General features: G+C 72.4%; 20 protein-coding genes and 1 pseudogene. 16 read left to right on the top strand and 5 right to left on the bottom strand.

The features are described from left to right. The first annotated feature begins 46 nt into the window (after positions 1-46). Genes nuoE through nuoN form a run of 10 tightly spaced genes read left to right on the top strand, consistent with a single transcriptional unit; the run spans position 47 to position 13049 of the window. Positions 47-871: an NADH-quinone oxidoreductase subunit NuoE gene (nuoE, locus tag IF61_RS0123425; protein WP_030368480.1), complete on the top strand. Its 825-nt coding sequence runs from the start codon at positions 47-49 to the stop codon at positions 869-871. After that, positions 868-2229, top strand: coding sequence for an NADH-quinone oxidoreductase subunit NuoF (nuoF, locus tag IF61_RS0123420; protein WP_030368479.1), 1362 nt, complete (start codon positions 868-870; stop codon positions 2227-2229). Before nuoE ends, nuoF begins: the two co-directional genes overlap by 4 nt. After that, complete coding sequence (locus IF61_RS0123415) at positions 2226-4733, top strand: NADH-quinone oxidoreductase subunit G (RefSeq protein WP_043190301.1); 2508 nt, start codon at positions 2226-2228, stop codon at positions 4731-4733. Before nuoF ends, IF61_RS0123415 begins: the two co-directional genes overlap by 4 nt. Further along, entirely contained in the window at positions 4733-6100 is a 1368-nt protein-coding gene (nuoH, locus tag IF61_RS0123410) for an NADH-quinone oxidoreductase subunit NuoH (RefSeq protein ID WP_030368477.1), read from the top strand. Before IF61_RS0123415 ends, nuoH begins: the two co-directional genes overlap by 1 nt. 5 nt (positions 6101-6105) lie before the next feature. After that, on the top strand, positions 6106-6714 hold the full coding sequence (gene nuoI / locus IF61_RS0123405) for an NADH-quinone oxidoreductase subunit NuoI (RefSeq protein WP_052392946.1): 609 nt from the start codon (positions 6106-6108) through the stop codon (positions 6712-6714). After that, on the top strand, positions 6711-7562 hold the full coding sequence (locus IF61_RS0123400; RefSeq protein ID WP_030368475.1) for an NADH-quinone oxidoreductase subunit J: 852 nt from the start codon (positions 6711-6713) through the stop codon (positions 7560-7562). Before nuoI ends, IF61_RS0123400 begins: the two co-directional genes overlap by 4 nt. After that, on the top strand, positions 7559-7858 hold the full coding sequence (gene nuoK / locus IF61_RS0123395) for an NADH-quinone oxidoreductase subunit NuoK (RefSeq protein WP_030368474.1): 300 nt from the start codon (positions 7559-7561) through the stop codon (positions 7856-7858). Before IF61_RS0123400 ends, nuoK begins: the two co-directional genes overlap by 4 nt. A gap of 12 nt (positions 7859-7870) precedes the next feature. After that, positions 7871-9766, top strand: coding sequence for an NADH-quinone oxidoreductase subunit L (gene nuoL, locus IF61_RS0123390; protein ID WP_030368473.1), 1896 nt, complete (start codon positions 7871-7873; stop codon positions 9764-9766). A 2-nt stretch (positions 9767-9768) separates the two neighbouring features. Further along, entirely contained in the window at positions 9769-11400 is a 1632-nt protein-coding gene (locus IF61_RS0123385) for an NADH-quinone oxidoreductase subunit M (protein WP_030368472.1), read from the top strand. Then, positions 11397-13049: an NADH-quinone oxidoreductase subunit NuoN gene (gene nuoN / locus IF61_RS0123380; RefSeq protein WP_030368471.1), complete on the top strand. Its 1653-nt coding sequence runs from the start codon at positions 11397-11399 to the stop codon at positions 13047-13049. The genes IF61_RS0123385 and nuoN overlap by 4 nt, the downstream gene beginning before the upstream one ends. A 109-nt stretch (positions 13050-13158) precedes the next feature. Here nuoN and IF61_RS0123375 read toward each other — a convergent pair whose 3' ends face one another. The 3 genes from IF61_RS0123375 to fahA form a co-directional block, all read right to left on the bottom strand. Continuing rightward, positions 13159-13686, bottom strand: a complete 528-nt coding sequence (locus IF61_RS0123375; RefSeq protein ID WP_030368470.1) for a hypothetical protein — start codon at positions 13684-13686, stop codon at positions 13159-13161. A gap of 65 nt (positions 13687-13751) precedes the next feature. After that, positions 13752-14414, bottom strand: a complete 663-nt coding sequence (locus IF61_RS0123370; protein ID WP_030368469.1) for a GOLPH3/VPS74 family protein — start codon at positions 14412-14414, stop codon at positions 13752-13754. A 4-nt stretch (positions 14415-14418) separates the two neighbouring features. Beyond that, positions 14419-15588 carry a fumarylacetoacetase gene (gene fahA, locus IF61_RS0123365; protein WP_030368468.1) on the bottom strand — a complete coding sequence of 390 codons (1170 nt, stop codon included), beginning with the start codon at positions 15586-15588 and terminating at the stop codon, positions 14419-14421. A 332-nt stretch (positions 15589-15920) separates the two neighbouring features. On the opposite strand from fahA, the gene IF61_RS0123360 reads away from it, so the two are divergent. The 6 genes and pseudogenes from IF61_RS0123360 to IF61_RS0123335 all read left to right on the top strand — a co-directional run bounded on the left by IF61_RS0123360 (position 15921) and on the right by IF61_RS0123335 (position 23784). Beyond that, the gene (locus IF61_RS0123360; RefSeq protein ID WP_030368467.1) at positions 15921-17201 is read left to right on the top strand and encodes a carboxylate--amine ligase; all 1281 of its coding nucleotides are present in this window, start codon (positions 15921-15923) and stop codon (positions 17199-17201) included. Positions 17202-17335: 134 nt separating this feature from the next. Continuing rightward, positions 17336-18535, top strand: a pseudogene (locus tag IF61_RS0123355) (FAD-dependent oxidoreductase); the annotation flags it as partial. 668 nt (positions 18536-19203) lie between these two features. Continuing rightward, positions 19204-20214 (top strand): polyprenyl synthetase family protein, encoded by a 1011-nt coding sequence (locus IF61_RS0123350; RefSeq protein WP_030368465.1) that lies wholly within the window; start codon positions 19204-19206, stop codon positions 20212-20214. 435 nt (positions 20215-20649) lie between these two features. Then, positions 20650-21906: a LolA family protein gene (locus IF61_RS0123345; RefSeq protein ID WP_030368464.1), complete on the top strand. Its 1257-nt coding sequence runs from the start codon at positions 20650-20652 to the stop codon at positions 21904-21906. A gap of 47 nt (positions 21907-21953) precedes the next feature. After that, entirely contained in the window at positions 21954-22913 is a 960-nt protein-coding gene (locus IF61_RS0123340; protein ID WP_030368463.1) for an ABC transporter ATP-binding protein, read from the top strand. Next, a complete protein-coding gene (locus tag IF61_RS0123335) occupies positions 22900-23784 on the top strand; it encodes an ABC transporter permease (RefSeq protein WP_030368462.1) in 885 nt (294 codons plus the stop codon). Before IF61_RS0123340 ends, IF61_RS0123335 begins: the two co-directional genes overlap by 14 nt. 125 nt (positions 23785-23909) lie before the next feature. On the opposite strand, the gene IF61_RS0123330 is transcribed toward IF61_RS0123335, so the two are convergent. Together IF61_RS0123330 and rarD are read right to left on the bottom strand one after the other, a co-directional pair. Then, entirely contained in the window at positions 23910-25286 is a 1377-nt protein-coding gene (locus IF61_RS0123330) for a M28 family metallopeptidase (RefSeq protein WP_052392945.1), read from the bottom strand. Positions 25287-25397: 111 nt separating this feature from the next. Continuing rightward, positions 25398-26438, bottom strand: coding sequence for an EamA family transporter RarD (rarD, locus tag IF61_RS0123325; protein ID WP_078660426.1), 1041 nt, complete (start codon positions 26436-26438; stop codon positions 25398-25400). Positions 26439-26477: the final 39 nt, after the last annotated feature.

Raw genomic sequence — 26477 nt, 5'->3', positions numbered from 1 at the left:
GAGAAGCGACCAGGGAGGCGCCGTGACACATGACGTACAGCTGGGGATGCCTTCGCTCCCCGCGCCGGACTATCCCGCGGAGGTACGGGAACGGCTGGCGGCCGATGCCAAGGAGGTGATCGACCGCTATCCCGACAGCCGGAGCGCCCTGCTGCCGCTGCTCCACCTCGTCCAGGCCGAGGAGGGGCACGTCACCCGGACCGGCCTGCGCTTCTGCGCCGAGACGCTCGGCCTGACCATCGCCGAGGTCACGGCGGTCGCCACCTTCTACACGATGTACCGGCGCGAGCCGGGCGGCGAGTACCAGGTGGGGGTGTGCACCAACACCCTGTGCGCGGTCATGGGCGGCGACGCGATCTTCGAGGGCCTGCGCCGGCACCTCGGCGTCGACAACGGCGGCACCACCCCCGACGGCAAGATCACCCTTGAGCACGTCGAGTGCAACGCCGCCTGCGACTTCGCGCCCGTCGTGATGGTCAACTGGGAGTTCTTCGACAACCAGACCGTCGAGAGCGCCAAGGCCCTCGTCGACGACCTGCGCGCGGGCCGCCCCGCCGCGCCGACCCGCGGCGCCCCGCTCTGCACCTTCCGGGAGACCTCCCGGATCCTCGCCGGCTTCCCCGACTCCCGCCCGGGCGCGGTCGAGGCGAGCGGCGGTGCGGGCCCGGCCTCCCTGGCGGGGCTGCGGCTGGCCAAGGGCGAGCGGCCCGGCGCGGCGGCGCGGGTGGGGCCGCCGCGCGGTGCGCCCCCGGCCGACGGCGGGCCCGGACACCCCGGAGAGCACCTCAGCTCCCACGACGCGCCGCACGAGACGTCCGCCTCGGACCCCGACCACCCCGCGGGCCCGGTCAGCGAGGAGGGGGAGGGATGACCATGGCACCAACGATGGGGGAGACGAGCCCGGAGAAGCTGCTCGCCCCCGTGCTCTCCGCGTTCTGGGACGAGCCGCGCTCCTGGACGCTGGAGACCTACCTGCGCCACGACGGCTACCAGGGCGCGCGCAAGGCCCTCGCGATGGCCCCCGACGACGTGATCGCCTACGTGAAGGACTCGGGCCTGCGCGGCCGCGGCGGCGCGGGCTTCCCGACGGGCATGAAGTGGCAGTTCATCCCGCAGGGCGACGGCAAGCCGCACTACCTCGTGGTCAACGCGGACGAGTCCGAGCCGGGCGCCTGCAAGGACATCCCGCTGCTCTTCGCCGCGCCGCACACCCTCATCGAGGGCATCGTGATCGCCTGCCACGCGATCCGCTCGAACCGGGCCTTCATCTACCTGCGCGGCGAGGTCGTCCCCGTGCTGCGCCGGCTGCACGAGGCCGTGCGCGAGGCCTACGCCGCGGGCTACCTCGGCACGAACGTCCTCGGCTCCGGGCTGGACCTGGAGCTGACCGTGCACGCGGGCGCGGGCGCGTACATCTGCGGCGAGGAGACCGCCCTCCTCGACTCGCTCGAAGGCCGCCGCGGCCAGCCCCGGCTCCGGCCCCCCTTCCCCGCGGTCGCCGGCCTCTACGCCTGCCCCACTGTCGTGAACAACGTGGAGTCCATCGCGTCGGTTCCCGCGATCCTCCACCGGGGCAAGGAGTGGTTCCGCTCGATGGGCACCGACAAGTGCCCCGGCTTCACGCTCTATTCGCTCTCCGGGCACGTCGTGAACCCCGGCCAGTACGAGGGGCCCATGGGCATCACGCTGCGCCAGCTGCTCGACATGAGCGGCGGCATGCGGCCCGGCCACCGGCTGAAGTTCTGGACGCCGGGCGGCTCCTCCAGCCCCATGTTCACCGCCGAACACCTCGACGTGCCGCTGGACTTCGACAGCGTGGGCGCGGCCGGCTCGCTGCTGGGCACCAAGTCGCTGCAGTGCTTCGATGAGACGACGTGCGTGGTGCGCGCGGTCACCCGCTGGACGGAGTTCTACGCGCACGAGTCGTGCGGCAAGTGCACGCCCTGCCGCGAGGGCACGTACTGGCTCGTCCAGCTGCTGCGCGACATCGAGGCCGGCAAGGGCCGCAAGGCCGACCTCGACAAGCTCGCCGACATCTCCGACAACATCAACGGCAAGTCGTTCTGCGCCCTCGGCGACGGCGCCGCGGCGCCCATCCTCTCCTCGCTGCAGCACTTCCGCGCGGAGTACGAGCAGCACATCACGGGCAAGGGCTGCCCCTTCGACCCGTCGAAGTCGACCCTGTGGGCCGACGGCCCGCAGAACTTCCCCCTGGAGGTGAACGCGTGACGGTCACGACGTCTGCCCCCTCCGGAGGAGGGGGCGCGAAGCCGCCGCCGGAGGACCTCGTCTCCCTCACCATCGACGGCGCCGCGATCTCCGTCCCCAAGGGGACGCTGGTCATCCGCGCCGCGGAGCTGCTGGGCATCGAGATCCCCCGCTTCTGCGACCACCCGCTGCTCGATCCGGCCGGCGCCTGCCGGCAGTGCATCGTGGAGGTGGAGGGCCAGCGCAAGCCGATGGCGTCCTGCACCATCACCTGCACCGACGGCATGGTCGTCCGGACGCAGCTGACCTCGCCCGTCGCGGAGAAGGCGCAGCGCGGCGTGATGGAGCTGCTGCTGATCAACCACCCGCTGGACTGCCCGGTCTGCGACAAGGGCGGCGAGTGCCCCCTGCAGAACCAGGCGATGACGGCGGGGCAGGCGGACAGCCGCTTCGAGGGCCGCAAGCGGACCTTCGAGAAGCCGGTGCCGATCTCCCCGCAGGTGCTGCTGGACCGCGAGCGGTGCGTGCTGTGTGCGCGCTGCACTCGTTTCTCGCAGCAGATCGCGGGCGACCCGATGATCGAGCTGCTGGAGCGCGGCGCGCTGCAGCAGGTCGGCACAGGCGAGGGAGTGCCCTTCGAGTCGTACTTCTCGGGCAACACCATCCAGATCTGCCCGGTGGGGGCGCTGACGTCGGCGGCGTACCGCTTCCGCTCGCGCCCCTTCGACCTGGTGTCGTCGCCGACGGTGTGCGAGCACTGCGCGGGCGGCTGCGCGCTGCGCACGGACCACCGGCGCGGCAAGGTGATGCGCCGCATGGCCGCCGACGACCCCGAGGTCAACGAGGAATGGGTGTGCGACAAGGGCCGCTTCGCGTTCCGCTACGCGCAGCGGCCGGAGCGCTTCACCCACCCGCTGGTGCGGAACGCGGAGGGTGTGCTGGAGCCCGCGAGCTGGCCGGAGGCGCTGGAGGCCGCGGGGCGCGGGCTGGCGGCGGCGCGCGGCAGGGCGGGCGTCCTGACCGGCGGCCGGCTGACGGTCGAGGACGCGTACGCGTACGCCAAGTTCACGCGCGTGGCGCTCGACACGCACGACGTCGACTTCCGGGCCCGGGTGCACAGCGGTGAGGAGGCCGACTTCCTGGCCGCCCGCGTGGCGGGCAGGGGCCGGGATCTCGACGGCGGCGGGCTGACGTACGCGGCGCTGGAGAAGGCCCCGGCGGTGCTGCTGGTGGGCTTCGAGGCGGAGGAGGAGGCGCCCGGCGTCTTCCTGCGGCTGCGCAAGGCCTGGCGCAAGCACGGGCAGCGCGTCTTCGCGCTCGCCACGCACGCCACCCGCGGCCTGGAGAAGGCCGGGGGCACGCTGCTGCCGGCCGCGCCGGGCACCGAGACCATGTGGCTGCGGGCGCTGGCCGACGGCACGGGCCTGGACGACGGAGGGCAGGCCGCGGCCGAAGCCCTGCGCGCCGGCGGGTCGGTGATCGTCGTCGGTGAGCGGCTCGCGGGCGTGCCCGGTGCCCTGACGGCCGCCGTTGCCGCGGCTTCGGCGACCGGCGCGCAGCTGGTGTGGATCCCGCGCCGGGCCGGCGAGCGCGGCGCGGTCGAGGCGGGGGCCCTGCCGGGGCTGCTGCCCGGCGGCCGCCCGGCCACCGACCCGCGGGCGCGCGAGGAGACCGCGGCCGCCTGGGGCGTGTCCGGCCTGCCGCGCAGCCCGGGCCGGGACACCGGCCAGATCGTGGAGGCGGCCGCGCGGGGCGAGCTGGGTGCCCTGCTGGTGGGCGGCGTCGAGGTCGCGGACCTGCCCGACCCGGCCCGCGCGCGGGAGGCCCTGGACGCCGTCGGCTTTCTGGTCAGCCTGGAGCAGCGGCCGAGCGAGGTGTCGGACCGTGCGGACGTCGTCCTGCCGGTGGCGGCCGTCGCGGAGAAGGCGGGCACGTTCCTCAACTGGGAGGGCCGGGCCCGCCCGTTCGAGGTCGCGATCAAGCCCGACCAGCTGCCGCGCCGCCACGTGCCCGCGGACGCCCGCGTGCTGCACATGCTGGCCGACGCCATGGGCATCGGCCTCGGCCTGCCCGACACCGACGCCGTGCGCGCGGAGCTGCGCCGCCTCGGCCCCTGGGACGGGGAGCACGCCGCGGACCCGGCGGAGACCGCCGGGCCGCTGCCGCGGCCGGCCGCGGGCGAGGCGGTCCTCGCGGGCCACCGGATGCTGCTGGACCAGGGGCGCCTGCAGGACGGTGACGACGCCCTCGCCGGCACGCGGCACGCGGCGCTCGCCCGCCTGTCGCCCGCGACCGCCGCCGAGGCGGGCGTGCGCGACGGAGAGGTGCTGGCGGTGACGGGCCCGGCCGGAACGGTACGGCTGCCGCTGTGCGTGACGGCCATGCCGGACCGCGTGGTGTGGCTGCCGCTGAACTCGGCGGGCGGTGGTGTCGCCGGGGACACGGGGGCGCGCCCCGGCGAGCTCGTACGGATCGGGGCGGATTCCGGTGAGGGCACCGGGACCGGGACACCGGAGGCGCGGTAGTGAAGACTGTGGAGGCTTACAGCCTGAGCGAGCTGGCCGCCGGGGACCTGTCGGTGTTCGGCCGGGACCCGTGGTGGCTGATCGTCGTCAAGGCGGTCTTCTGCTTCGCGTTCGTCATGCTGACCGTGCTGTTCTCGATCGTCTGGGAGCGCAAGGTCGTCGCGTGGATGCAGCTGCGGATCGGCCCCAACCGGCACGGCCCGTGGGGCATGCTGCAGTCCCTCGCGGACGGCATCAAGCTGATGCTGAAAGAGGACGTGATCGTCAAGCGGGCGGACAAGGCGGTCTATCTGCTGGCCCCCGTCGTGGCGGCCGTCCCCGCGTTCATGGCGATCGCCGTGATCCCCTTCGGCCCCGCGGGCAATGAGATCTCCATCTTCGGGCACCGCACGACGATGCAGCTGACGGACCTGCCGATCGGCGTGCTCTACATCCTCGCCACGGCCTCGGTCGGCATCTACGGCATCGTGCTCGCGGGCTGGTCGTCCGGCTCGACGTACCCGCTGCTGGGCGGCCTGCGCTCGTGCGCGCAGATGATCTCCTACGAGATCGCGATGGGCGTCTCCTTCGCCGCCGTCTTCCTCTACTCCGGGTCGATGTCGACCTCGGCGATCGTGGAGGCCCAGCACGACCGCTGGTACGTGCTGCTGCTGCCGGTGTCCTTCCTCATCTACATCGTGGCGATGGTGGGGGAGACCAACCGGGCGCCGTTCGACCTGCCGGAGTCCGAGGGCGACCTGGTCGGCGGCTTCAACACCGAGTACTCCTCCATCAAGTTCGCGATGTTCATGCTGGCCGAGTACGTCAACATGGTCACCGTCTCGGCGGTGGCCGTGACGCTGTTCCTCGGCGGATGGCGGGCCCCGTACCCGGTCTCGGCGTTCTGGGAGGGCGCGAACCACGGCTGGTGGCCGCTCCTGTGGTTCGTGATCAAGCTGCAGCTGCTGCTGTTCTTCTTCATCTGGCTGCGCGGCACGCTGCCGCGGCTGCGCTACGACCAGTTCATGAAGCTGGGGTGGAAGGTCCTCATCCCGGTCTCGATGGTGTGGCTGATGCTCGTCGCCTCGGTGCGGGCGCTGCGGAACGAGAACTACGACTTCCAGCAGATCGTGCTGTACGTCGGCGGCGCCGTCGTCGCCGTCCTGCTGCTCTCCTTCGTCGCGGACATCTTCCGCAAGGGCGAGCGCGGCCAGGGGGACGGGGAGGCCGCGCCGGAGCGGGAGTTCGACCCGACGGGCGGCGGATTCCCCGTGCCGCCGCTGCCCGGGCAGACGCCGCCGCCGGTGCCGCGCCGCAGGCCGCGCCGCGACGGAGAGCTCATTGTCAGTGGTGGGCCCGATACTGTGCGTGACGGAAAGGAGGGCTGACGGCAGTGGCTACCGACCCTGCGGGCGACGCTTCGCGCGACACCCCCCGCAATCCCGTGGCCGGCTTCGGCGTGACCTTCAAGGCCATGTTCAAGAAGCGGCTGACCGAGCAGTACCCGGAGTACAAGAAGCCCACGGCCCCCCGCTTCCACGGCCGCCACCAGCTCAACCGGCACCCGGACGGCCTGGAGAAGTGCATCGGCTGCGAGCTGTGCGCCTGGGCCTGCCCCGCCGACGCCATCTACGTGGAGGGCGCGGACAACAAGGACCAGGAGCGCTATTCGCCGGGCGAGCGCTACGGCCGCGTCTACCAGATCAACTACCTCCGCTGCATCCTGTGCGGCCTGTGCGTCGAGGCGTGCCCCACCCGCGCCCTGACCATGACCAACGAGTACGAACTGGCCGACACCAGCCGCGAGTCGCTCATCTACACCAAGGAGGAGCTGCTCGCGGGCCTGGAGGAGGGCATGGTCGACGCGCCGCACGCGATCTTCCCCGGCATGACCGAACAGGACTACTACCGCGGGCTGGTGACGGAGGCCGCGCCCGGCACGGTCCGCCAGGTCGCCGTCTCCAAGGGAGAGAAGCCGGAAGAGGAAGGGGCGGACGCATGATCGCCCCTTCCCTGGCCGCCTCGGCCGCCTCCACCACCTCGACGGGTGAGGCGGTCCAGTTCTGGATCCTGGCCGTCGTCGCCGTCCTCGGGGCGCTCGGCGCCGTCCTGATGAGGAAGGCCGTGCACAGCGCCCTCTCGCTGGCCGGCACCATGATCGTCCTGGCGGTGTTCTACCTCGCCAACGGCGCCTATTTCCTGGGTGTCGTGCAGATCGTCGTCTACACCGGCGCGATCATGATGCTCTTCCTCTTCGTTGTCATGCTCGTGGGCGTCACCGCCGCCGACTCCCTCAAGGAGACCATCAAGGGCCAGCGGTGGCTGGCCGGGCTGTGCGTGCTCGGCTTCGGCATCCTGCTCATGGCCGGCATCTCCAACGCCTCCCTGAAGGAGTGGAACGGCGTCGGCCGGGCCAACGCCGGCGGCAATGTGGAGGGCCTCGCCTCCCTCATCTTCACCAAGTACGTGTTCGCGTTCGAGATCACCGGCGCCCTGCTGATCACCGCGGCCGTCGGCGCGATGGTGCTCACCCACCGCGAGCGCACCGAGCGCGCCGCCACCCAGCGCGAGCGCGCCGAACAGCGCGTCCGCGAGGGCAAGCAGGTCACCCCGCTCCCCGCCCCGGGCGTCTACGCCCGGCACAACGCCGTGGACATCCCGGGCCTCCTGCCCGACGGCACCGCCTCCGACCTGACCGTCAGCCCCACCCTGCGCGCCCGGGGCCAGGTCCGCGACGTCTCGGGCGAGGCCCTGCAGGACCTCAAGGCCCTGGAGCAGCGCTCCAGCGAATGGCTGGAGCGCGGCCGCAGCGAGGACGCAGACGCGAACGGGAAGGGGGCGGGCAAGTGAACCCGGTCAACTACCTCTACCTGGCGGCCCTGTTGTTCACCATCGGGGCGGCCGGCGTGCTCATCCGGCGGAACGCGATCGTCATCTTCATGTGCGTCGAGCTGATGCTGAACGCCTGCAACCTGGCGTTCGTCACCTTCGCCCGGCTGCACGGCAATCTCGACGGCCAGATCATCGCCTTCTTCACGATGGTCGTGGCCGCGGCCGAGGTCGTGGTGGGCCTCGCCATCATCGTGACGATCTTCCGCTCCCGGCACTCGGCCTCGGTGGACGACGCCGGCCTGCTGAAGCTGTAAGGGGACGCTGACGTGGAGAACCTCATCGGATTGCTCGTCCTTGCGCCCCTGCTGGGAGCGGGCGTGCTGCTGTGCGGCGGGCGCAGGCTCGACCGGAGCGGGCCCTGGCTGGGCACCCTGCTCGCGGCCGTGTCCTTCGCGCTCGGCGTGGTGCTCTTCGCCGACATGCTCGGCAAGGGCGGCGAGGAGCGCGCCCTGGACGTCACGGTCTTCCAGTGGGTGCCCGTCGGCGGTTTCCGCGCGGACGTCGGCTTCCACCTCGACCAGCTGTCGATGACCTTCGTCCTGCTGATCACGGGCGTGGGCTCGCTCATCCACCTGTACTCGGTGGGCTACATGGCCCACGACGAGCGCAAGCGGCGCTTCTTCGGCTATCTCAACCTCTTCCTCGCCGCGATGCTGCTGCTCGTCCTCGCCGACAACTACCTGCTCCTGTACGTGGGCTGGGAGGGCGTCGGCCTCGCCTCGTACCTGCTGATCGGCTTCTGGCAGCACAAGCCGAGCGCGGCCACCGCCGCCAAGAAGGCGTTCCTGGTCAACCGCGTCGGCGACATGGGGCTGTCGATCGCGATCATGCTGCTGTTCACCACGTTCGGCACCTTCGCCTTCGATCCCGTCCTGACGCGGGCGACCGACGCGGGGGAGGGCAAGCTGACGGCCGTGGCGCTGATGCTGCTGCTCGCCGCGTGCGGCAAGTCCGCCCAGGTGCCGCTGCAGTCCTGGCTCGGGGACGCGATGGAGGGCCCGACGCCGGTCTCGGCCCTCATCCACGCCGCGACGATGGTGACCGCCGGCGTCTATCTGATCACCCGTTCCGGCGCGGTCTTCGACGCGGCGCCGGACGCGCAGACGGCGGTCGTCACGGTCGGCGCGGTCACGCTCCTCTTCGGTGCGATCGTCGGTTGCGCCAAGGACGACATCAAGAAGGCCCTGGCCGGCTCCACCATGTCCCAGATCGGGTACATGATCCTGGCCGCCGGCCTGGGGCCGATCGGCTACGTCTTCGCGATCATGCACCTGGTGACCCACGGCTTCTTCAAGGCCGGGCTCTTCCTCGGCGCCGGGTCCGTCATGCACGGCATGAACGACGAGGTCGACATGCGCCGCTACGGCGGCCTGCGCACGTACATGCCGGTCACGTTCGTCACCTTCGGCCTCGGCTACCTCGCCATCATCGGCTTCCCGGGGCTGTCCGGCTTCTTCTCCAAGGACAAGATCATCGAGGCGGCCTTCGCCAAGGGCGGCACCGAGGGCTGGATCCTCGGCGGCGCGGCCCTGCTCGGCGCGGCCATCACCGCGTACTACATGACGCGGGTGATGCTGCTGACCTTCTTCGGGGAGAAGCGGTGGCAGCCCGACGCCGAGGGCGAGATGCCGCACCCCCACGAGTCGCCCCGCACCATGACGGTCCCGATGATCGTCCTGGCCTTCGGATCGGTCTTCGCCGGCGGCCTGTTCAGCATCAACGACACCTTCCTGAAGTGGCTGGAGCCGGTCACCGGGCACGAGGAGGGCCACTCGCCCGTCAGCGCCCTCACCGTCACCGCCGCCACCATGGTCGTGCTCGTGATCGGCGTGGCGATCGCCTGGGCGCAGTACGGGCGCCGGCCCGTCCCCGTCACGGCCCCCCGCGGCAGCCTCCTCACCCGGGCCGCCCGGCGGGACCTGCTGCAGGACGACTTCAACCACGTCGTGCTGGTCCGCGGCGGCGAGCACCTCACCCGCAGCCTGGTCTACGTCGACCACAGCCTGGTCGACGGCGTCGTCAACGGCACCGCCGCCTCGGTGGGCGGGCTGTCGGGCCGGATGCGCAAGCTGCAGAACGGCTACGCCCGTTCGTACGCGGTCTCGATGTTCGGCGGTGCGGCGGTGCTCATCGCCGCCACCCTGCTGATGAGGGCGGTTTGATTATGGCCTTTCCCCTGCTGACGCTCACGGCCGCGATCCCCGCGGTCGGCGCGGTCGCCACCGCGGCCGTGCCGGCCGGGCGGCGCACCGCCGCCAAGTGGCTCGCACTCGCCTTCTCGCTCGCCACGCTCGCCCTGGCGGCCGTGCAGCTCGTGCGCTTCGACCCTGGGGGTACCTCCCAGGCATCAAGCTCTGGGGGAGCGAAGGGTCCCTTCCAGCTCACCGAGTCGCACGCCTGGATCGCGGACTTCGGGGTCCGCTACGAACTGGGCGTGGACGGCATCGCGGTGGTCCTCATCGCCCTGGCCGCGCTGCTGATCCCCTTCATCATGCTGGCCGGCTGGCACGACGCCGACCCCCTGGAGACGCGTTCCTCGCGGTGGCGCCCCACCCAGGGCTTCTTCGCGCTGATCCTTATGGTCGAGGCCATGGTGGTGATCTCCTTCGAGGCCACCGACGTCTTCCTCTTCTACATCTTCTTCGAAGCCATGCTCATCCCGATGTACTTCCTCATCGGCGGCTTCGGGGACGGCGCGGCCGAGCACGGCGAGGCGGGCGCGGCGGCCCAGCGCTCGTACGCCGCCGTGAAGTTCCTCCTCTACAACCTCGTCGGCGGGCTGATCATGCTGGCCGCCGTCATCGGGCTGTACGCGGTCACCGCCGACCAGCTCGGCACGGGCACCTTTTCCCTCCAGGAGATCGTCCAGGCCCGCGCCGCCGGCAAGCTCGACATCGCGACCACCACCGAACGGGCCCTGTTCCTCGGCTTCTTCTTCGCCTTCGCCGTGAAGGCCCCGCTGTGGCCGCTGCACACCTGGCTGCCCAATGCCATGGGCGAGGCCACCGCCCCCGTCGCCGTGCTGATCACCGCCGTGGTCGACAAGGTCGGCACGTTCGCGATGCTCCGCTTCTGCCTCCAGCTCTTCCCGGAGGCCTCGAAGTGGGCCACCCCCGTCATCGTCGTCCTGTCGCTGATCAGCATCCTGTACGGGGCGCTGCTCGCGGTCGGGCAGCGGGACATCAAGCGGCTGGTCGCGTACGCCTCGATCTCGCACTTCGGCTTCATCGTGCTCGGCATCTTCGCGATGACCAGCCAGGGCCAGAGCGGCGCGACGCTCTACATGGTCAACCACGGCGTCTCCACGGCCGCGCTGATGCTCGTCGCCGGCTTCCTGATCTCCCGCCGCGGCTCGCGGCTCATCGCGGACTACGGCGGCGTGCAGAAGGTCGCTCCGGTCCTCGCCGGCACCTTCCTCGTCGGCGGCCTCGCGACGCTGTCGCTGCCCGGCCTCGCGCCGTTCGTCTCCGAATTCCTCGTCCTCGTCGGCACGTTCAGCCGCTATCCGGTCGCCGGCGGGATCGCCACGCTCGGCATCGTGCTCGCCGCGCTGTACGTCCTCGTGCTCTACCAGCGCACCATGACCGGGCCGGTGAAGGAGGAGGTGCGGGGCATGCCCGACCTCAGGGCGCGCGAGCTGGCAGTCGTGGCCCCGCTGATCGCCCTCCTGCTCTTCCTCGGCGTCTATCCGAAGCCGGTGACGGAGATCCTCGACCCGGCGGTCCGGCACACGATGTCGCAGGTGCACCAGGCCGACCCCAAGCCCGACGTGAACGATGTGGAGGCCGCGAAGTGAGCCACGCAGCATCCGTCCACAGCCTGTGGACGATGTCGGCGGACGCGCCGCAGAAGATCCCGGCACCGCACATCGAGTACGCCCAGCTGTCCCCGACGCTGATCGTGCTCGGCGCCGCGGTGCTCGGCATCCTCGTGGAGGCATTCCTCCCACGGCGCACCCGCCACCCCGTCCAGCTGCTGCTGACGTGCGTCGCGCTGGCCGCGGCCTTCGCCGCCGTCGTCGCCCTCGCGGCCGGCGGCTACGGCACGGGCAAGGCGCACGCCGCCGCGATGGGCGCCGTCGCCGTGGACGGCCCCGCGCTGTTCCTGCAGGGCACCATTCTCCTCGTCTCCCTCGTCGCGGTGTTCACCTTCGCCGAGCGGCGCCTGGACCCGGCGGCGCACGGCCGGCCCGTCGACTCCTTCGCCGCCCAGGGCGCCGCCGTGCCCGGCGGCCGGGCGGAGCAGGACGCGGTCAGGGCGGGCTTCACCACCACCGAGGTGTTCCCCCTCCTGCTCTTCGCGGTGGGCGGCATGCTCGTCTTCCCCGCCGCGGACGACCTGCTGACGCTCTTCGTCGCCCTGGAGGTCTTCTCCCTCCCGCTGTACGTGCTGTGCGCGCTGGCCCGCCGCAAGCGGCTCCTGTCGCAGGAGTCGGCGGTCAAGTACTTCCTGCTCGGCGCCTTCTCCTCGGCCTTCCTGCTCTTCGGCGTGGCCCTGCTCTACGGCTACGCGGGCACGGTCACGTACTCCGGCATCGCCGACGTCGTCAACGGCAACGTCCGGATGCTCGACCCGGCCCTCGCCGCCACCACCGGCAACGACGCCCTGCTGCTGATCGGCGGCGCGCTCGTCCTGATGGGCCTGCTCTTCAAGGTCGGCGCGGTGCCCTTCCACATGTGGACGCCGGACGTCTACCAGGGCGCCCCCACACCCGTCACCGGCTTCATGGCCGCCGCCACCAAGGTCGCCGGCTTCGGCGCGCTGCTGCGGCTGCTGTACGTGGTCCTGCCGGGGCTGCGCTGGGACTGGCGGCCGGTGATGTGGGGCGTCGCGATCGTCACCATGCTGGTGGGCGCCATCGTGGCCGTCACCCAGACCGACGTGAAGCGGCTGCTGGCCTACTCCTCCATCGCCCACGCCGGCTTCATCCTCGCCGGCGTTGTCGCGACGTCGCCCGACGGCGTGTCGTCCGTGCTGTTCTACCTGGGCGCGTACTCGTTCGTCACGCTCGGCGCGTTCTCGGTCGTGACGCTGGTGCGCGACGCGGGCGGGGAGGCCACGCACCTGTCCAAGTGGGCGGGGCTGGGCCGCCGTTCGCCGCTCACGGCGGCGACGTTCGCGGTGTTCCTGCTGGCCTTCGCGGGCATTCCGCTGACGAGCGGGTTCGCGGGGAAGTTCGCGGTGTTCAAGGCGGCGGCGCAGGGCGGGGCGGGGCCGCTGGTCATCGTCGGTGTCGTGTCCTCGGCGATCGCCGCGTTCTTCTACGTCCGGGTGATCGTGCTGATGTTCTTCAGCGAGCCGAAGGAGGACGGGCCGACGGTCGCCGTCCCGAGCCCGCTGACGTCCTCGGCGATCGCGATCGGGGTCGCGGTGACGCTGGCGCTGGGCGTGGCGCCGCAGTACTTCCTCGATCTGGCGGGCCGGGCGGGCGTTTTCGTGCGGTGACGCCGCCCGGCGGGGCCCTCCGTACGCGCGGAAGCCCGGACCCGTCTCGTGCACGCGCCGCTGCCCGGCAACCCTCCCCGGTTGCCGGGCAGCGGCACGCGTACGGGGCTCAGCTCTTCGGCATGGTGGGCAGGCCGCCCGCGATGCCGCCGGCGACGCCGGTCGGCTTGCCGTCGCTGCCGACGGCCTTGCTCATCTTGTCCTGCTTGCCGGAGGCCCAGACCACCGTGAAGGACTTGCCGTCGAAGTCCTTGATGGTGCCCGTGCTGTAGTCCGTGCTGCCGTCCTGGCAGCGCTTGATGGTGATCGTCGCCGGCTGCGAGGTGTCGACGAGCGTGCCCGAGCAGGCGGTCTTCCCGCTGACCATCACCGTGTTCTGGGCGAACGACAGGATGACGAGGCTCTTGTCGGTGAGCTTGCCGTTGTTCGACCAGCCGCCCGCGAGGCCGGCCGCCGTCGCGCGCTGCCCGGCGTCCGCGGCCGGCGAGGACGGCTGCTCCGCCGGGGCCTGGGAGGTCGGCGTGGCGCCGCCGACCGGCTTGTCGTCCTTCTTGCCGCCGTCGCTCGAACTGCTGCAACCGGTCATCAGCACAGCGGCGCAGAGCGCCGCCCCCGTGATCTGTACTGCCTTGCGCACGTCTCTCCTTAAAGCTGGTTCAGGGCATGACAAGTTAGCAGCCCCGGTCCGGCACTCCGAGTGACTCAGCCCGCGGCCCCGCCCCCGGCTGAATCCGCGCTGTCGCGCATCCGGTTCTTGTGCACGGCCCGCGCCACCCAGTCCGCGCGCATGAGCCGGTGCATCGCCTGCCGCTGGTGCCGGCGGCCCCAGCCGGGGCAGAGCGCCCCCGATATGCCGGTGGCGGACACCAGCGCGGCGAGCGCGCGGTCGCGCGGATCGGTGAAGCCCCCGCGCCGGGCCAGCTCGAAGCGCTCCCGTGCCGCCGTCGTCAGGTCCACCGGGCCCACGGAGTCGCGGCGGTACGGGATGACGCCGAGGAAGCGGCGGGTCTCCAGGCGTAGCGCACCCCTCTCCGCGAGCCGGGCCAGCCACGGCTCTTCGAGGTGCCGCGAGGCGCTCCGCACCCAGCCGGCCGTCCGCGGCCCGCCGGCGCCCTTGCCGGGCTGCTGCAGGCTCGCCATCGCCATGGCCAGCAGCGGGTCGGCCGGCGGCAGCGGGTTCGTGACCTGCACCCGGCCGCGCGCCTCCACGACCCTGCCGGCGAGCCGCAGTTCGGCCAGCACCGCCCCGGCCACGCCGTACCCCGAGGAGTGGCCGGCGCGCATCAGCTTGCGCCCGCTCACCGGGTCGAAGCAGAGCAGCACCAGCTCCTCGGGGAGTGTCAGGCGCGGGGCGGCGGCGGTCACGGCATCACGCGTCGCGGGCCGGGAGGACGCGGCCGGTGACCTCGCCGAGGCCGATCCGCGCCCCGCCGGGGCCGGGCGCCCAGGCCGTGATCGTGACCTCGTCGCCGTCCTCCAGCCACGGGCCCTTGCCCGCGGTCAGTTCGAGGAGGCAGCCCAGCTGGTCCGGCTCGGGGCCACTGACCGTGCCGGAGGCGTAGAAGTCGCCGGTGCGCAGGGTGGCGCCGTTGACCGTCATGTGCGCCAGCTGCTGCGCCGCTGTCCAGTACATGGCGGAGAACGGCGGCCGGGAGACCGTCTCGCCGTTGATCTTCACCTCGATGCGCAGGTCGAGGCCGCCCGGCTCGGCCGCGGAGTCGTCGAGGTAGGGCAGGAGCGGGTGGGTGCGCTCCGGCGGCGCCGTGCGGGCCTCGTCGAAGGCGTCGAGCGGGGTGATCCAGGCCGAGGCAGAGGTGGCGAAGGACTTGCCGAGGAACGGGCCGAGGGGCACGTACTCCCACGCCTGCAGGTCGCGCGCGGACCAGTCGTTGACGAGGCAGACGCCGAAGACGTGCTCGCGGAAGTCCGCGAGGCCCACGGGCGCGTCGGCGGGGGTGCCGACGACGAAGCCGACCTCGGCCTCGATGTCGAGGCGGCGCGAGGGTCCGAAGGAGGGACGGGCGTCGGCGGGGGCCTTGCGCTGGCCCTGGGGGCGCACGACGTCGGTGCCGCTGACGACGACGGTGCCGGCGCGGCCGTGGTAACCGATCGGCAGGTGCTTCCAGTTCGGCGTGAGCGGCTCGTCGTTCGGCCGGAAGATGCGGCCGACGTTGGTGGCGTGGTGCTCGCTGGAGTAGAAGTCGACGTAGTCGGCGACCTCGAACGGCAGGTGCAGCGTCACCTCGGAGAGCGGGTGGAAGGGCCCGTCGGCCAGCCAGGAGCGGACCTCGGCGCGTACGGCACGCCAGACGGGCCGGCCGGCGGCCAGCAGGGGGTTCAGCGTCGGGGCCTCCAGCAGGGCGGCGTGCGCGGAGCCGTGCGCGGCCGCCGCGGCCCCCGCGTCGAGGACGGATTCGCCGTAGCGGACGCCGATGCGGGGCCGGTCCGGGGCGTCGGCGGTGGTGAAGACGCCGTACGGGAGGGTGTCCGCGCCGAAGGGGTCGCCTTCGGGCAGCTCGCGGGGGCTGTGCTGGGGCATGGAACGCTGCCTCGCTCTCTCCTGGACGCTCCGGGAAGCCGGTGGGCCCGGGTGGGGCCCGCGGCCCACATTACGTGCTGATGGCCGCCAGACAAGGGGTGTCCGGAGGGTCCCTGCGCGGGGGGCCGGGGACGTCCCCGCGAGGCGCCCCGAACGGCTGCCCGCAGCCCACGCGGACCGGCCTCCGAACCGCTGTCCGAACCACCGCCCGACCTTCGACTAAAGAGCGCGCAATATCCGGTAATTCCTTGCTGGAAGCGGCGATTCCGAAGTAGCGTCCTTAATCGGGCCAAGCACAGTGGGGGGCCGCTGCGGCTGAGGGGCCGAGGGGGATGCTGGTGGCGAGCAGGAGCACGCCCATCGCGGCGGACCGGTCCGTTCCAGGGCTGATCGTGAAGATCGGTGACTATCCCCTGCACCACGGCGGGGTGGGCGCGATCCGCAGCCTCGGCAGACTCGGCGTGCCCATGTACGCGATCACGGAGGACCGCTGGACGCCGGCCGCCGTCTCCCGCTATCTCCGCGGCGGATTCGTCTGGCGGACGACGGGCACCGAGCAGCCCGCCGAGCTGGTCGATGGCCTGCTGCGGATCGGCCGCGAGATCGGCCGGCCGGCCGTCCTGATCCCCACCGACGAAGAGGCCGCGGTGCTCGTCGCCGAGCACTCCGCGGAGTTGTCCGGCAGCTTCCTCTTCCCGCGGGTGGAGCGGGAGTTGCCGCGACGGCTGGCGAGCAAGCAGGGGCTGCACGAGCTTTGCGTGGAGCACGGCGTGCCGTCGCCGGAGGCCCTGTTCCCGGCGTCGTACGAGGAGATCGAGGAGTTCGCGGAGCGCGCCCGGTTCCCCCTCGTCGCCAAGAACCGGGAGGCCTTCGAGCGCCGCCGCAAGCCCGCCGTGCACGGCACCACCCGGATCCACGGGCCGCGCGAGCTGCTGCGGCTGGCGCAGGGCTGGGGTCCGGCGCCCGGCGTGATCCTCCAGGAGTACCTGCCCCGCGAGCAGGCGGAGGACTGGATCGTCCACGCGTACTTCGACGCCGAGAGCACGCCGCTGGCGATGTTCACGGGCGTGAAGGTGCGCTCCTGGCCGCCGCACGCCGGCATGACCGCCAACGCCTACGTCGTGGACAATCCCGAACTGGCGGACATGACGGCCCAGTTCATCAAGCAGATCGGCTTCAGCGGCATCGTCGACCTGGACTGGCGTTTCGACCGCCGCGACGGGCGGTACAAGCTGCTGGACTTCAACCCCCGGATGGGCGCGCAGTTCCGGCTCTTCGAGAGCGAGACGGGCGTGGACGTCGTCCGGGCGCAGCACCTCGACCTGACCGGGCGCAGGGTCCCGGAGGGCGAGCAGCCGGCGGGGCGGCGGTTCGTCGTGGAGAACATCGACCTGCCCGCGCTCGCCGCGTACCGCCGCAGCGGCTACACCACCCCGCACGCGCCCGCGCGCCCCAGCAGCACGGAGCTGGCCTGGGTCGCGCGGGACGACATGAAGCCGTTCTTCACCATGCTCGCCCGGTTCGTGCGGCCGGGCGTGCGGCATCTGTGGCAGATGTGGCGCTCCAGGCGGGCCGCCGCGTCCGTCGCGGAGCGGGCCGGGCACGTCGGGTGAGCCGGGCGGACCCAGCAGTCCGGGGATCCGGGCGAGGGCCCTTGCCGACCAGTGAGCAGCGCGCAACGAGCAACGAGTGAACGAGCGAACGAGCACGAGCAGTCAGCAGTGAGGAACGCCCTGGGAGGGGACTCGTGACACTTCCCGTAGCAGTCATCGGGGCCGGCCCGTACGGCCTGTCGACCGCCGCCCATCTGCGGGCCCGCGGGATAGGGACCCGCGTCTTCGGCTCGCCGATGGTGAGCTGGCGAGAGAACATGCCCGCCGGGATGATTCTCAAATCCACCCCCTCGGCCTCCAGCATCGACGCCCCGCAACCCGGGCACACCTTGCTCGACTTCTGCCGGGAGACCGGCGAGCGGCGCTTCGAATCTGACTGGGACACCATCCCGGTCGAGACCTTCTCGCGCTACGGCCTGTGGTTCCAGGAGCGCCTGGTGCCGGAGCTGGAGCAGGTGCGCGTGGTGTCCGTGGACCGGCGGGCCGCGGACTTCGAGCTGAAGCTCGACTCCGGCGAGCAGTTCACCGCCCGGGCGGTGGTGATCGCCAGCGGTCTCAGCGGGCTGGCCCAGCTCCCGCCCGAGCTGGCCGCGGCCGTCCCGGACGGCCCGTCCGCCGTGGGCCCCGTCTCGCACAGCTCGCAGCACCGGGACCTGGCGCCGTTCGCGGGGCGCGAGGTCGTCGTCGTCGGCGCCGGGCAGTCGGCGCTGGAGACGGCCGTGCTGCTGGCCGATGCGGGGGCCGCGTCGGTACGGGTGGTCGCCCGCCGGAAGGGTGCGGTCCGTTTTGGTGCGGCGCCGGACGGGCAGTCGCGGCTGAAGCCGGACACGCCGTTCGGCCGGGCCTGGTCGCTCTACGCGTTCTCGTACCACGCCGACGGATTCCGCCATCTTCCGGCGCCGGCCCGCCGGTTCCTGGTGGGGCGCGTGCTCGGGCCCCTCGGCGCCTGGTGGCTGCGGGACCGCTTCATCGGCCGGGTGCACGTCTCGGAGGGCACGCGGATCGGCTCGGCCCGGGTCGAACAGGGCCGCCCCGTCCTCGACCTCATCGGCCCGGACGGCGCGAGCGCGGGCGAGCTCGCCGCCGACCACGTCATCGCGGCGACCGGCTACCGCGTCGACCTCGCGGCCATGGACTTCCTCGGCCACGGCCTGCGCACCCGGCTCGCCGTCGGCGCGGGCGGTCCCCGGCTCGGCCCCGGCTACCGCGCCTCGGTACCGGGGCTGTTCTTCACGGGCCTGCCGGCCGCGGCCAGCTACGGCCCGGTCATGCGGTTCGTCTGCGGCACGGAGTACGCCTCGCCGCGGCTGGCGCGGGCGGTCGCGGCTGGGCATGCCCGGTGGTGCCGGACCCGTCTGAGCCCGGGTTCGGCACCGCCGGGTGCCTTGTGGGTGGTTGCGCGCCGTGGCGGCGGGCTTTTGTTGCCTGGGGCAAGGCGTGGGGTCTGGGCATGCCCGGTGGTGCCGGACCCGTCTGAGCCCGGGTTCGGCACCGCCGGGTGCCTTGTGGGTGGTTGCGCGCCGTGGCGGCGGGCTTTTGTTGCCCGGGGCAAGGCGTGGGGCCGGCCCTGCGCGCCGCTGCGGCGGGCATCCGTTCCGGCTGCTTGCCGCAGGGTGAGCGATCCCCGCCGCAACGGCGATTGACCCCCCACGGACGTGGTCGGCGGTGCCGGAACCGTCCCGCCCGGCCCCGGCCGCCCGCGGATGGCCGAATTCCACGGCCCCGAGCCTGCCCGTCAGGGCCCCCCGTGGGGTGACCAAGGCCCCCGCGGGGCACACGTCTGGTCGCACCCGCGTCGTACGCCGGCTCGCGCATAAGGTCGGCGCAACGGGCCGCGAGGGCCCCGCACACCGGCCGGGACGGGGGCCCGGGCAGGGTCCTCGGCAGCGCAACCCGGACGGGTGGCCACGGTGATCCACAGCCGACCGGATACGCTGACTTTCGGTGGAGACAGCGACACATCGACAAACCTCGTGTTCGCAGGCAGACAGGAGTACCCCTCGTGACCGTCGTCGGGCCTTTCGGGCTGAGCGTGCGGGACCAGGCTCTTGAAGCCGATGTCCAGGCGGGACTGGCCGCTGTCGAGGAGGGCCTCCTGGAGGCCACCAAGAGCGACGTGCCCTTCATCACCGAGGCCGCGCAGCACCTCGTGCGCGCCGGGGGGAAGCGTTTCCGGCCACTCCTGGTGATGCTCGCCGCCCAGTTCGGTGACCCCTACACCCCCGGCGTCGTGCCGTCCGCCGTCGTCGTCGAGCTCACGCACCTGGCCACGCTGTACCACGACGACGTCATGGACGAGGCCGAGAAGCGGCGCGGCGTCGACAGCGCCAACGCCCGCTGGGGCAACTCCGTGGCGGTCCTCACCGGCGACTTCCTCTTCGCCCGCGCCTCGCACATACTGGCCGACCTCGGCCCCGAGGCCGTCCGCATCCAGGCCGAGGCCTTCGAGCGGCTGGTCACCGGCCAGATCCTGGAGACCGCGGGCCCCCGCGACGGCCGCGACCCCATCGAGCACTACCTGGACGTCCTCGCCGGCAAGACCGGCTCGCTGGTCGCCGTCTCCGGGCGGTACGGCGCGATGATGTCCGGCGCCGACGAGCGCACGGTCGACATCCTCACCCACTACGGGGAGCGCCTCGGCATCGCCTTCCAGCTCGCCGACGACGTCCTCGACATCGCCAGCGACTCCCACGAGTCCGGCAAGACGCCCGGCACCGACCTGCGCGAGGGCATCGCCACCCTGCCGGTCCTGCACCTGCGCGCCCAGGCCGCCGCGACCGGCTCGGCCGCCGACCTCGAACTGTGCGAGATGCTCGACGGCGACCTCACCGACGACGCCCTCCACGCCGAGGTGCTGCGCCGGCTGCGCGCCCACCCCGCGCTGGAGCAGGCCCGACGCGACACCGTGCGGTACGCGGAGGAGGCGCGGGCCACGCTGGCCCCGCTGCCGGACTGCTACGCGAAGGCCGCCCTGGAGAACCTCTGCGACGCGGTGGTCCACCGGGCGGGCTAGCGCCGGGCTTGTGCCGTGCGTGGTGGTTCCGGCCGCCTTGTATTCCGCCGGGCCCTCGCCGTGGGGGCCGGGCGCCGTGGCGGCGGGCATCTTTTCCGTGGCTTCGCCGCGGGGATCAGGGCCGGTCGGCGTGGTACTTCGGCCGGAAGCCGGGCCGGCCCCGCCGGCAGTCGGGGCCGCTCCATCCAAAAGCCGGGCCGCTCCACCCAAAAGTTGGTGTCCCCGTAGGGGATGTCCTACCCAAGAGGTACGCGGACTTGATCCCGTCGTCTGATGACCTGACAGACGGGGTCTGGTGGAATCGAAGTGTCTCGAGGCAGGGGAATTCCTCCGGATTCCCCGCTCCACCACAGAGCGGCCGGGCTCACAATGAGCCGTGGGGGGTGGCGAGTGCACGACAGGTCGAGACCGCCGCCGACGACGGAGGTAGAGGACATGGCACGCATCGAACCGACCCACGGCACCGACGGGGCGCCCGACGCCGGGGAAGGCACCCGGCGGGCGCACGGCCGCCGCAAGGCCGTCCGCTACGCCGTCCCGGTCGCGGTGGCCGGCGTCGCCGCGGCGTCGATCGGCATCGGCACCGCGCTCGCGAGCAGCGGTGACCCGGATCTTCCGAAGATCAGCGCGCAGGACCTGATAGCCAAGATGGCGGAGTCGGACACGCAGCAGCTGTCCGGCACCGTCAAGGTCACCACCGACCTGGGCCTGCCCTCGCTGCCGTCCGGGCTCTCCCTGGGCGACGCCCCGGCCGGCGGCAAGGCGGGCCACGGCTCCGCCGGCAAGGAGGCGGGGGCGGACACCTCCCCGCAGGCCAAGCTCACCGAGCTCGCCTCCGGTACGCACACGCTGCGCGTGGCCGCCGACGGCCCGGACAAGCAGCGGCTGTCGATCGTGGAGCGCGCCGCGGAGTACAGCGTGATCCGCAACGGCGACCAGGTCTGGGCGTACGACAGCAAGAGCAACACCGTCCATCGCTCCACGGCCCCCAAGGGCATGCACGGCGGCAAGGAGGCCCCGCAGGAGCTGCGCGGTGCCTCGCCGCAGGAGCTCGCCAAGAAGACGCTCGCCGCGGTCGACGACTCCACGTCGGTGACGGTCGACGGCACGGTCAAGGTCGCCGGCCGCGACGCCTACCAGCTGGTCCTGAAGCCCAAGGCGGCCGAGACGACGGTCGGCGCGGTGCGCATCGCGGTGGACGCGAAGAACGGCGTGCCGCTGAAGTTCACGCTCAGCCCGAAGAACGGCGGCAAGGCCGTCGTGGACGCGGCGTTCACCAAGGTCGGCTTCGGGAAGCCGGCCGCGGACACCTTCGACTTCAAGCCGCCGAAGGGCGCGAAGGTCATCGAGGACAAGGCGGACGGCAAGGCCGGCAAGGAGCACAAGGCCGGCCCGGGCAAGGACGCGGGCGCGCCCGACCTCTCCGGCATGAACGTGCTGGGCAAGGGCTGGACGTCGATCGCCGAGCTCAAGGCGCCCGGCGGCGTGGGTTCGGGCGCGGGCGCGAAGGGCGCCAAGGACGCCGGCCCGGCCGGTGCCCTGCTCGACAGCCTCGGCAGCAAGGTCTCGGGCTCCTTCGGCTCGGGCCACGTCTTCAGCACCCGCCTGGTCAACGTCCTGGTCACGGACGACGGCAAGGTGTACGCGGGCGCCGTCACCAAGGACGCGCTGATCAAGGCCGCGTCGAAGTAGCACGCGAAGCACACGGCAAGGGAAAGCACACCGCAAGGGGAGGCCCGATGGAGGAGCTGTCCGCCGCCGGGGAACCGGCGATAGTCACCCACGCGCTCACCAAGCGCTACCGGGGCGGGCAGCTCGCCGTCGACCGGCTCGACCTCGTCGTGCCGCGCGGCAGCGTCTTCGGCTTCCTCGGCCCCAACGGCTCCGGCAAGACCACGACGATCCGCATGCTCATGGGGCTGATCGAGCCGACCTCCGGCACCGTCCGCGTCCTCGGCGAGGAGATGCCGCGGGCCGGGCGGCGCGTGCTGCCCCGGGTGGGCGCCCTGATCGAGGGGCCCGCCCTCTACGGCTTCCTCACCGGCCGCGACAACCTCCTGCGGTTCGACGCGGCCGACCCGGCGGCCGACCCGCGCACCCGGCGGGCCCGGGTGGACGCCGCCCTGGACCGGGTGGGGCTGGTCGCCGCGGCGGGCAAGAAGGCCCGCGCGTACTCCCTCGGCATGAAGCAGCGCCTGGGCCTGGCCGCGGCCCTCCTGCAGCCCCGCGAGCTGCTCGTCCTCGACGAGCCCACCAACGGCCTCGACCCGCAGGGCATGCGGGAGATCCGTGCCCTGGTGCGCGGCCTCGCCTCCGAGGGCACCACGGTCTTCCTCTCCTCGCACCTGCTCGACGAGATCGAGCAGGTCTGCACGCACGCCGCCGTGATGGCCCAGGGCCGCCTCCTGACCCAGGGCACGGTGGCCGGGCTGGCCTCCTCCGCCCGCGGCAGGCTGGCCGTCACCACCCCCGACACGGCGGAGGCCGTCCGCGTGCTCAAGGAGCACGGCGTGAACGACCTCACCGTCGAGGACGACCGCGTCAGCGGCGAACTGCCCGCCGCGGTCCGCGAGCTCGCCGACCTCAACGCCGCCCTCGTGCGGGCCGGGGTCCGCGTCCGCTCCTTCGGCACCGCCCGCGCCTCCCTGGAGGACGCCTTCGTCGCACTCACCGGAGAGGGATTCGATGTCGCAGGCTGAGGTCACCACGGCAGCCGCTGCGCGGTCCGCTCCGAGCCCGCTGTGGGCCCTCTCGCTCTTCCGCAGCGAAGTCGGCACGGTCTTCCGCCGGTGGCGCACGATCGCGCTGCTGGGCGTCCTGGCGGCCGTTCCCGTCCTCGTCGGGATCGCCGTGAAGATGGAGACGGGCGACGGCGGCACGGCCGGGCGCGGGGGAGCGGGGCCGGCGTTTATCAGCCAGGTCACCAACAACGGCCTCTTCCTGGTCTTCACCTCCCTCGCCGCGACCCTGCCCTTCTTCCTCCCGATGGCCGTCGGCGTGGTCGCGGGTGACTCGGTGGCGGGCGAGGCGAGCTCCGGCACGCTGCGCTACCTCCTCGTCGCCCCCGCGGGCCGCACCCGGCTGCTGCTCGCCAAGTTCACGGCGACGCTCGCGTTCTGCTGCGCGGCGACCCTGACGGTCGCGGCCTCCGCGCTCGCCGTCGGCGCGCTCCTCTTCCCGCTCGGCGACGTGACCCTGATCAGCGGGGTGACGGTCTCCTTCGGGGAGGGGCTGCTGCGGGCGCTGGCGGTCGCGGGGGCGGTGGCGCTGTCGCTGGTGGGCATCGCGGCGCTCGGGCTGTTCGTCTCCACGCTCACCAACAGCGGGATCGCGGCGATGGCCACCACGGTGGGGCTGCTGATCACGGCGCAGATCGTCGACCAGTTCCCGCAGCTGCACGCGGTCCAGCCGTATCTCTTCCCGCACTACTGGCTGAGCTTCGCCGACCTGCTGCGCGCCCCGGTCTACTGGGACCAGCTGCTGGACAACCTGGGCCTGCAGGCGCTGTACGCGGCGGTGTTCGGCTCGGCGGCGTGGGCGCGGTTCACGGCGAAGGACGTTACGGCCTGAGGGGCCGGCGTACGGGAAAAGGGTGCGGGCCCGGGAGGCCGGTCACGGCCTCCCGGGCCCGCTGCGGGGTTGTGCCCTCAGTGGTCCGGAACGTGCTCGAAAACGTGAGGTCTAGAACGTGAGGTCTAGAACGTGAGCTTCCAGCTGTTGATCTGACCCGTGTCCTGCGCGGCGATGTCCTGGACGCGGAGCTTCCACGTCCCGTTCGCGGTCTCCGCGGAGGCGTCCACGGTGTACGTGGCGACGACGTCGTCCGCGGCGTCGCTGCCGCTGGAGTCCTTCAGGCGGTAGGCGCGGGCGCTCGGCCCGACGAGGTCGACGACCAGGTCACCGCGGTAGGTGTGCTTGATGTCGACGGAGGCCTTGAGGGCGGACGGGGCGTTGCCCGTCAGCCCGGAGACCGTCACGGGCGACTCGACGGCCGCCCCCGCGTCGGGGATCGGCAGCCGGCTCTTGCTCTCGAAGACCTTCCCCTGCGGCGGGTTGGTCGTGCCGCCGCTCAGTGTCCACACCGCGCTCGCGATGGCGTCGGTGTTGGTGTCGAGCGCCTTGTCGTCGATGTTCGCCGACGTGTCGCACGAGGAGTGGTAGCAGCGGTCGAACGGCTGGCCCGCGGTGCCGCCCCACTTCTGGGCCTGGGCCGCGGTCTTGCGGTAGTCGGCGCCGCTGAAGAGGCCGCCGACGGGGATGCCGGCGTTCTGGAAGGGCGCGTGGTCGGAGCGGCCGTCGCCCTCGGTGTCGATCTCGGTGGCGATGTTCTTCGCGGCGAACCAGTTCTCGAAGAGGGCCTTGAGGTTCTGGTCGTAGCCGTAGACGAAGTAGCCGGGGTTCGGCGAGCCGGTCATGTCGAAGTTCAGATACGCGTCGATCTTGCTGCGCTCGCCGGCGGGCAGCTGGTTCACGTAGTAGTTCGACCCGCGCATGCCGAGCTCTTCCGCGCCCCACCAGCCGAACCGCAGGTGCTTGGCGGGCTTGTAGCCCTCGCGGGCGACGGTGAGCGCGGTTTCGAGGACGCCGGCCGAGCCGGAGCCGTTGTCGTTGATGCCCGGCCCGGCGGAGACGGAGTCCAGGTGGGCCCCGGCGAAGACGACGTGGTCCGCGTCGCCGCCGGGCCAGTCGGCGACGAGGTTGTAGCCGGTGGCGCCGCCGGTGGTGAACTGCTGCACGGTGGTGGTGAACCCGGCGGCGTCGAGCTTGCCCTTCACGTAGTCGATCGAGGCCTTGTAGCCGCTGCGGCCGTGCGCGCGGTTGCCGCCGTTGGCGGTGGCTATCGACTGCAGCTGGGCGAGGTGGGCCTTGACGTTGGCGACGGGGATGTCGGGTCCGGCGGCGGCGACGGGCCTGGCCGTGGCGGTGGTGGGGACCGCCAGGGCCGGGCCGGCGGCGACGCCGAGCAGGGTGGCCGCGAGCGCGGCGCCGGTGGCCAGCAGGCCGGCCGGCCGGGCGCGGCCCGGGGATCTCGGTGGGTGGGTGGGCAGGGTTGGTCCGTTGAGTTCAGGCATGGGGGGCTCCCAACTCCTTTTGACGTGGCCATGATGTTGGGGGCGGCCTGAAAGAGCGTCAAGGGCGGATTCCGGACACGGGACGCCGGTTTCCGGATATCGGGCGGCTGGTTACTGCCCCTGAGCTGTGACTTCTGGTGTCTCTGAGGCTGATGTGACTTCTGTGTTAAGACTCTTGCCCGTGGTCGTGCCCCCGGCCGTGGCACCGGACGTACGGGCCCGGGCCTCCGCCTCCCGCAGCGCCACCCGCCCGCGCCGTGCCGTCCGCAGGGCGTCCCACGTCAGCAGCGCCAGGGCGAGCCACACCAGCGCGAAGCCGGCCCAGCGCTCCGGCGGCATCCCCTCGCGGAACACCAGCAGACCCAGCACGAACTGGAACGTCGGCGCCAGGTACTGCACCATGCCCACCACCGACAGCGGCAGCCGCACCGCGGCCGCGCCGAAGAGGATGAGCGGCAGCGCGGTGATCGCCCCCGAGCACATCAGCAGCGCCGTGTGCCCCGCGCCCGCGGACAGGAACGTGCTGCGCCCCGTCGTCCCCAGGAACACCAGGAACCCCGCGGCGGGGAGGAACTGCACGGCCGTCTCCGCCGCCATCGACTCCAGCCCGTCCAGCCCCACCTGCTTCTTGACCAGGCTGTACGTGCCGAACGACGCCGCGAGCACCAGCGCGATCCACGGCAGCCGCCCGTACGCCAGCGACAGCACGATCACGGCGGCCGCGCCGACGCCGACCGCCGTCCACTGCACGGGCCGCAGCCGCTCCCGCAGGACGGCCACGCCGAGCGCGATGCTCACCAGGGGGTTGATGAAATATCCCAGCGACGTCTCCACGACGTGCCCGGAATTGACGCCCCAGATGTAGACCCCCCAGTTCACCGAGATCGTGGCGGCGCACAGGACGATCAGGCCGAGGCGCTTGGGCTGCCGGAGCAGCGGGCGTATCCACGCCCAGCGGCGGGTCACGGCGAGCACGGCCAGCACGGCGACCAGGGACCACACCATGCGGTGGGCGAGGATCTCGGCGGGGCCGGCGGGGTCGAGCAGCGGCCAGTAGAGGGGGAAGAGGCCCCACAGCCCGTAGGCGGCGAAGGCGCAGAGCAGGCCCTTGCGGGTCTCGCTGCGCGAGGGCGGTGCGGGTGGTGTGGTCATGTCCCCTCCAAGGTGGTGGCGTCCTTGTGAAGGTAGCCG

The organism is Streptomyces roseoverticillatus, from assembly GCF_000719265.1.
Lineage (GTDB): Bacteria > Actinomycetota > Actinomycetes > Streptomycetales > Streptomycetaceae > Streptomyces > Streptomyces roseoverticillatus.
The sequence above is the reverse complement of the archived record's forward strand: the minus strand, read 5'-3'. Positions and strand labels throughout refer to the sequence as shown.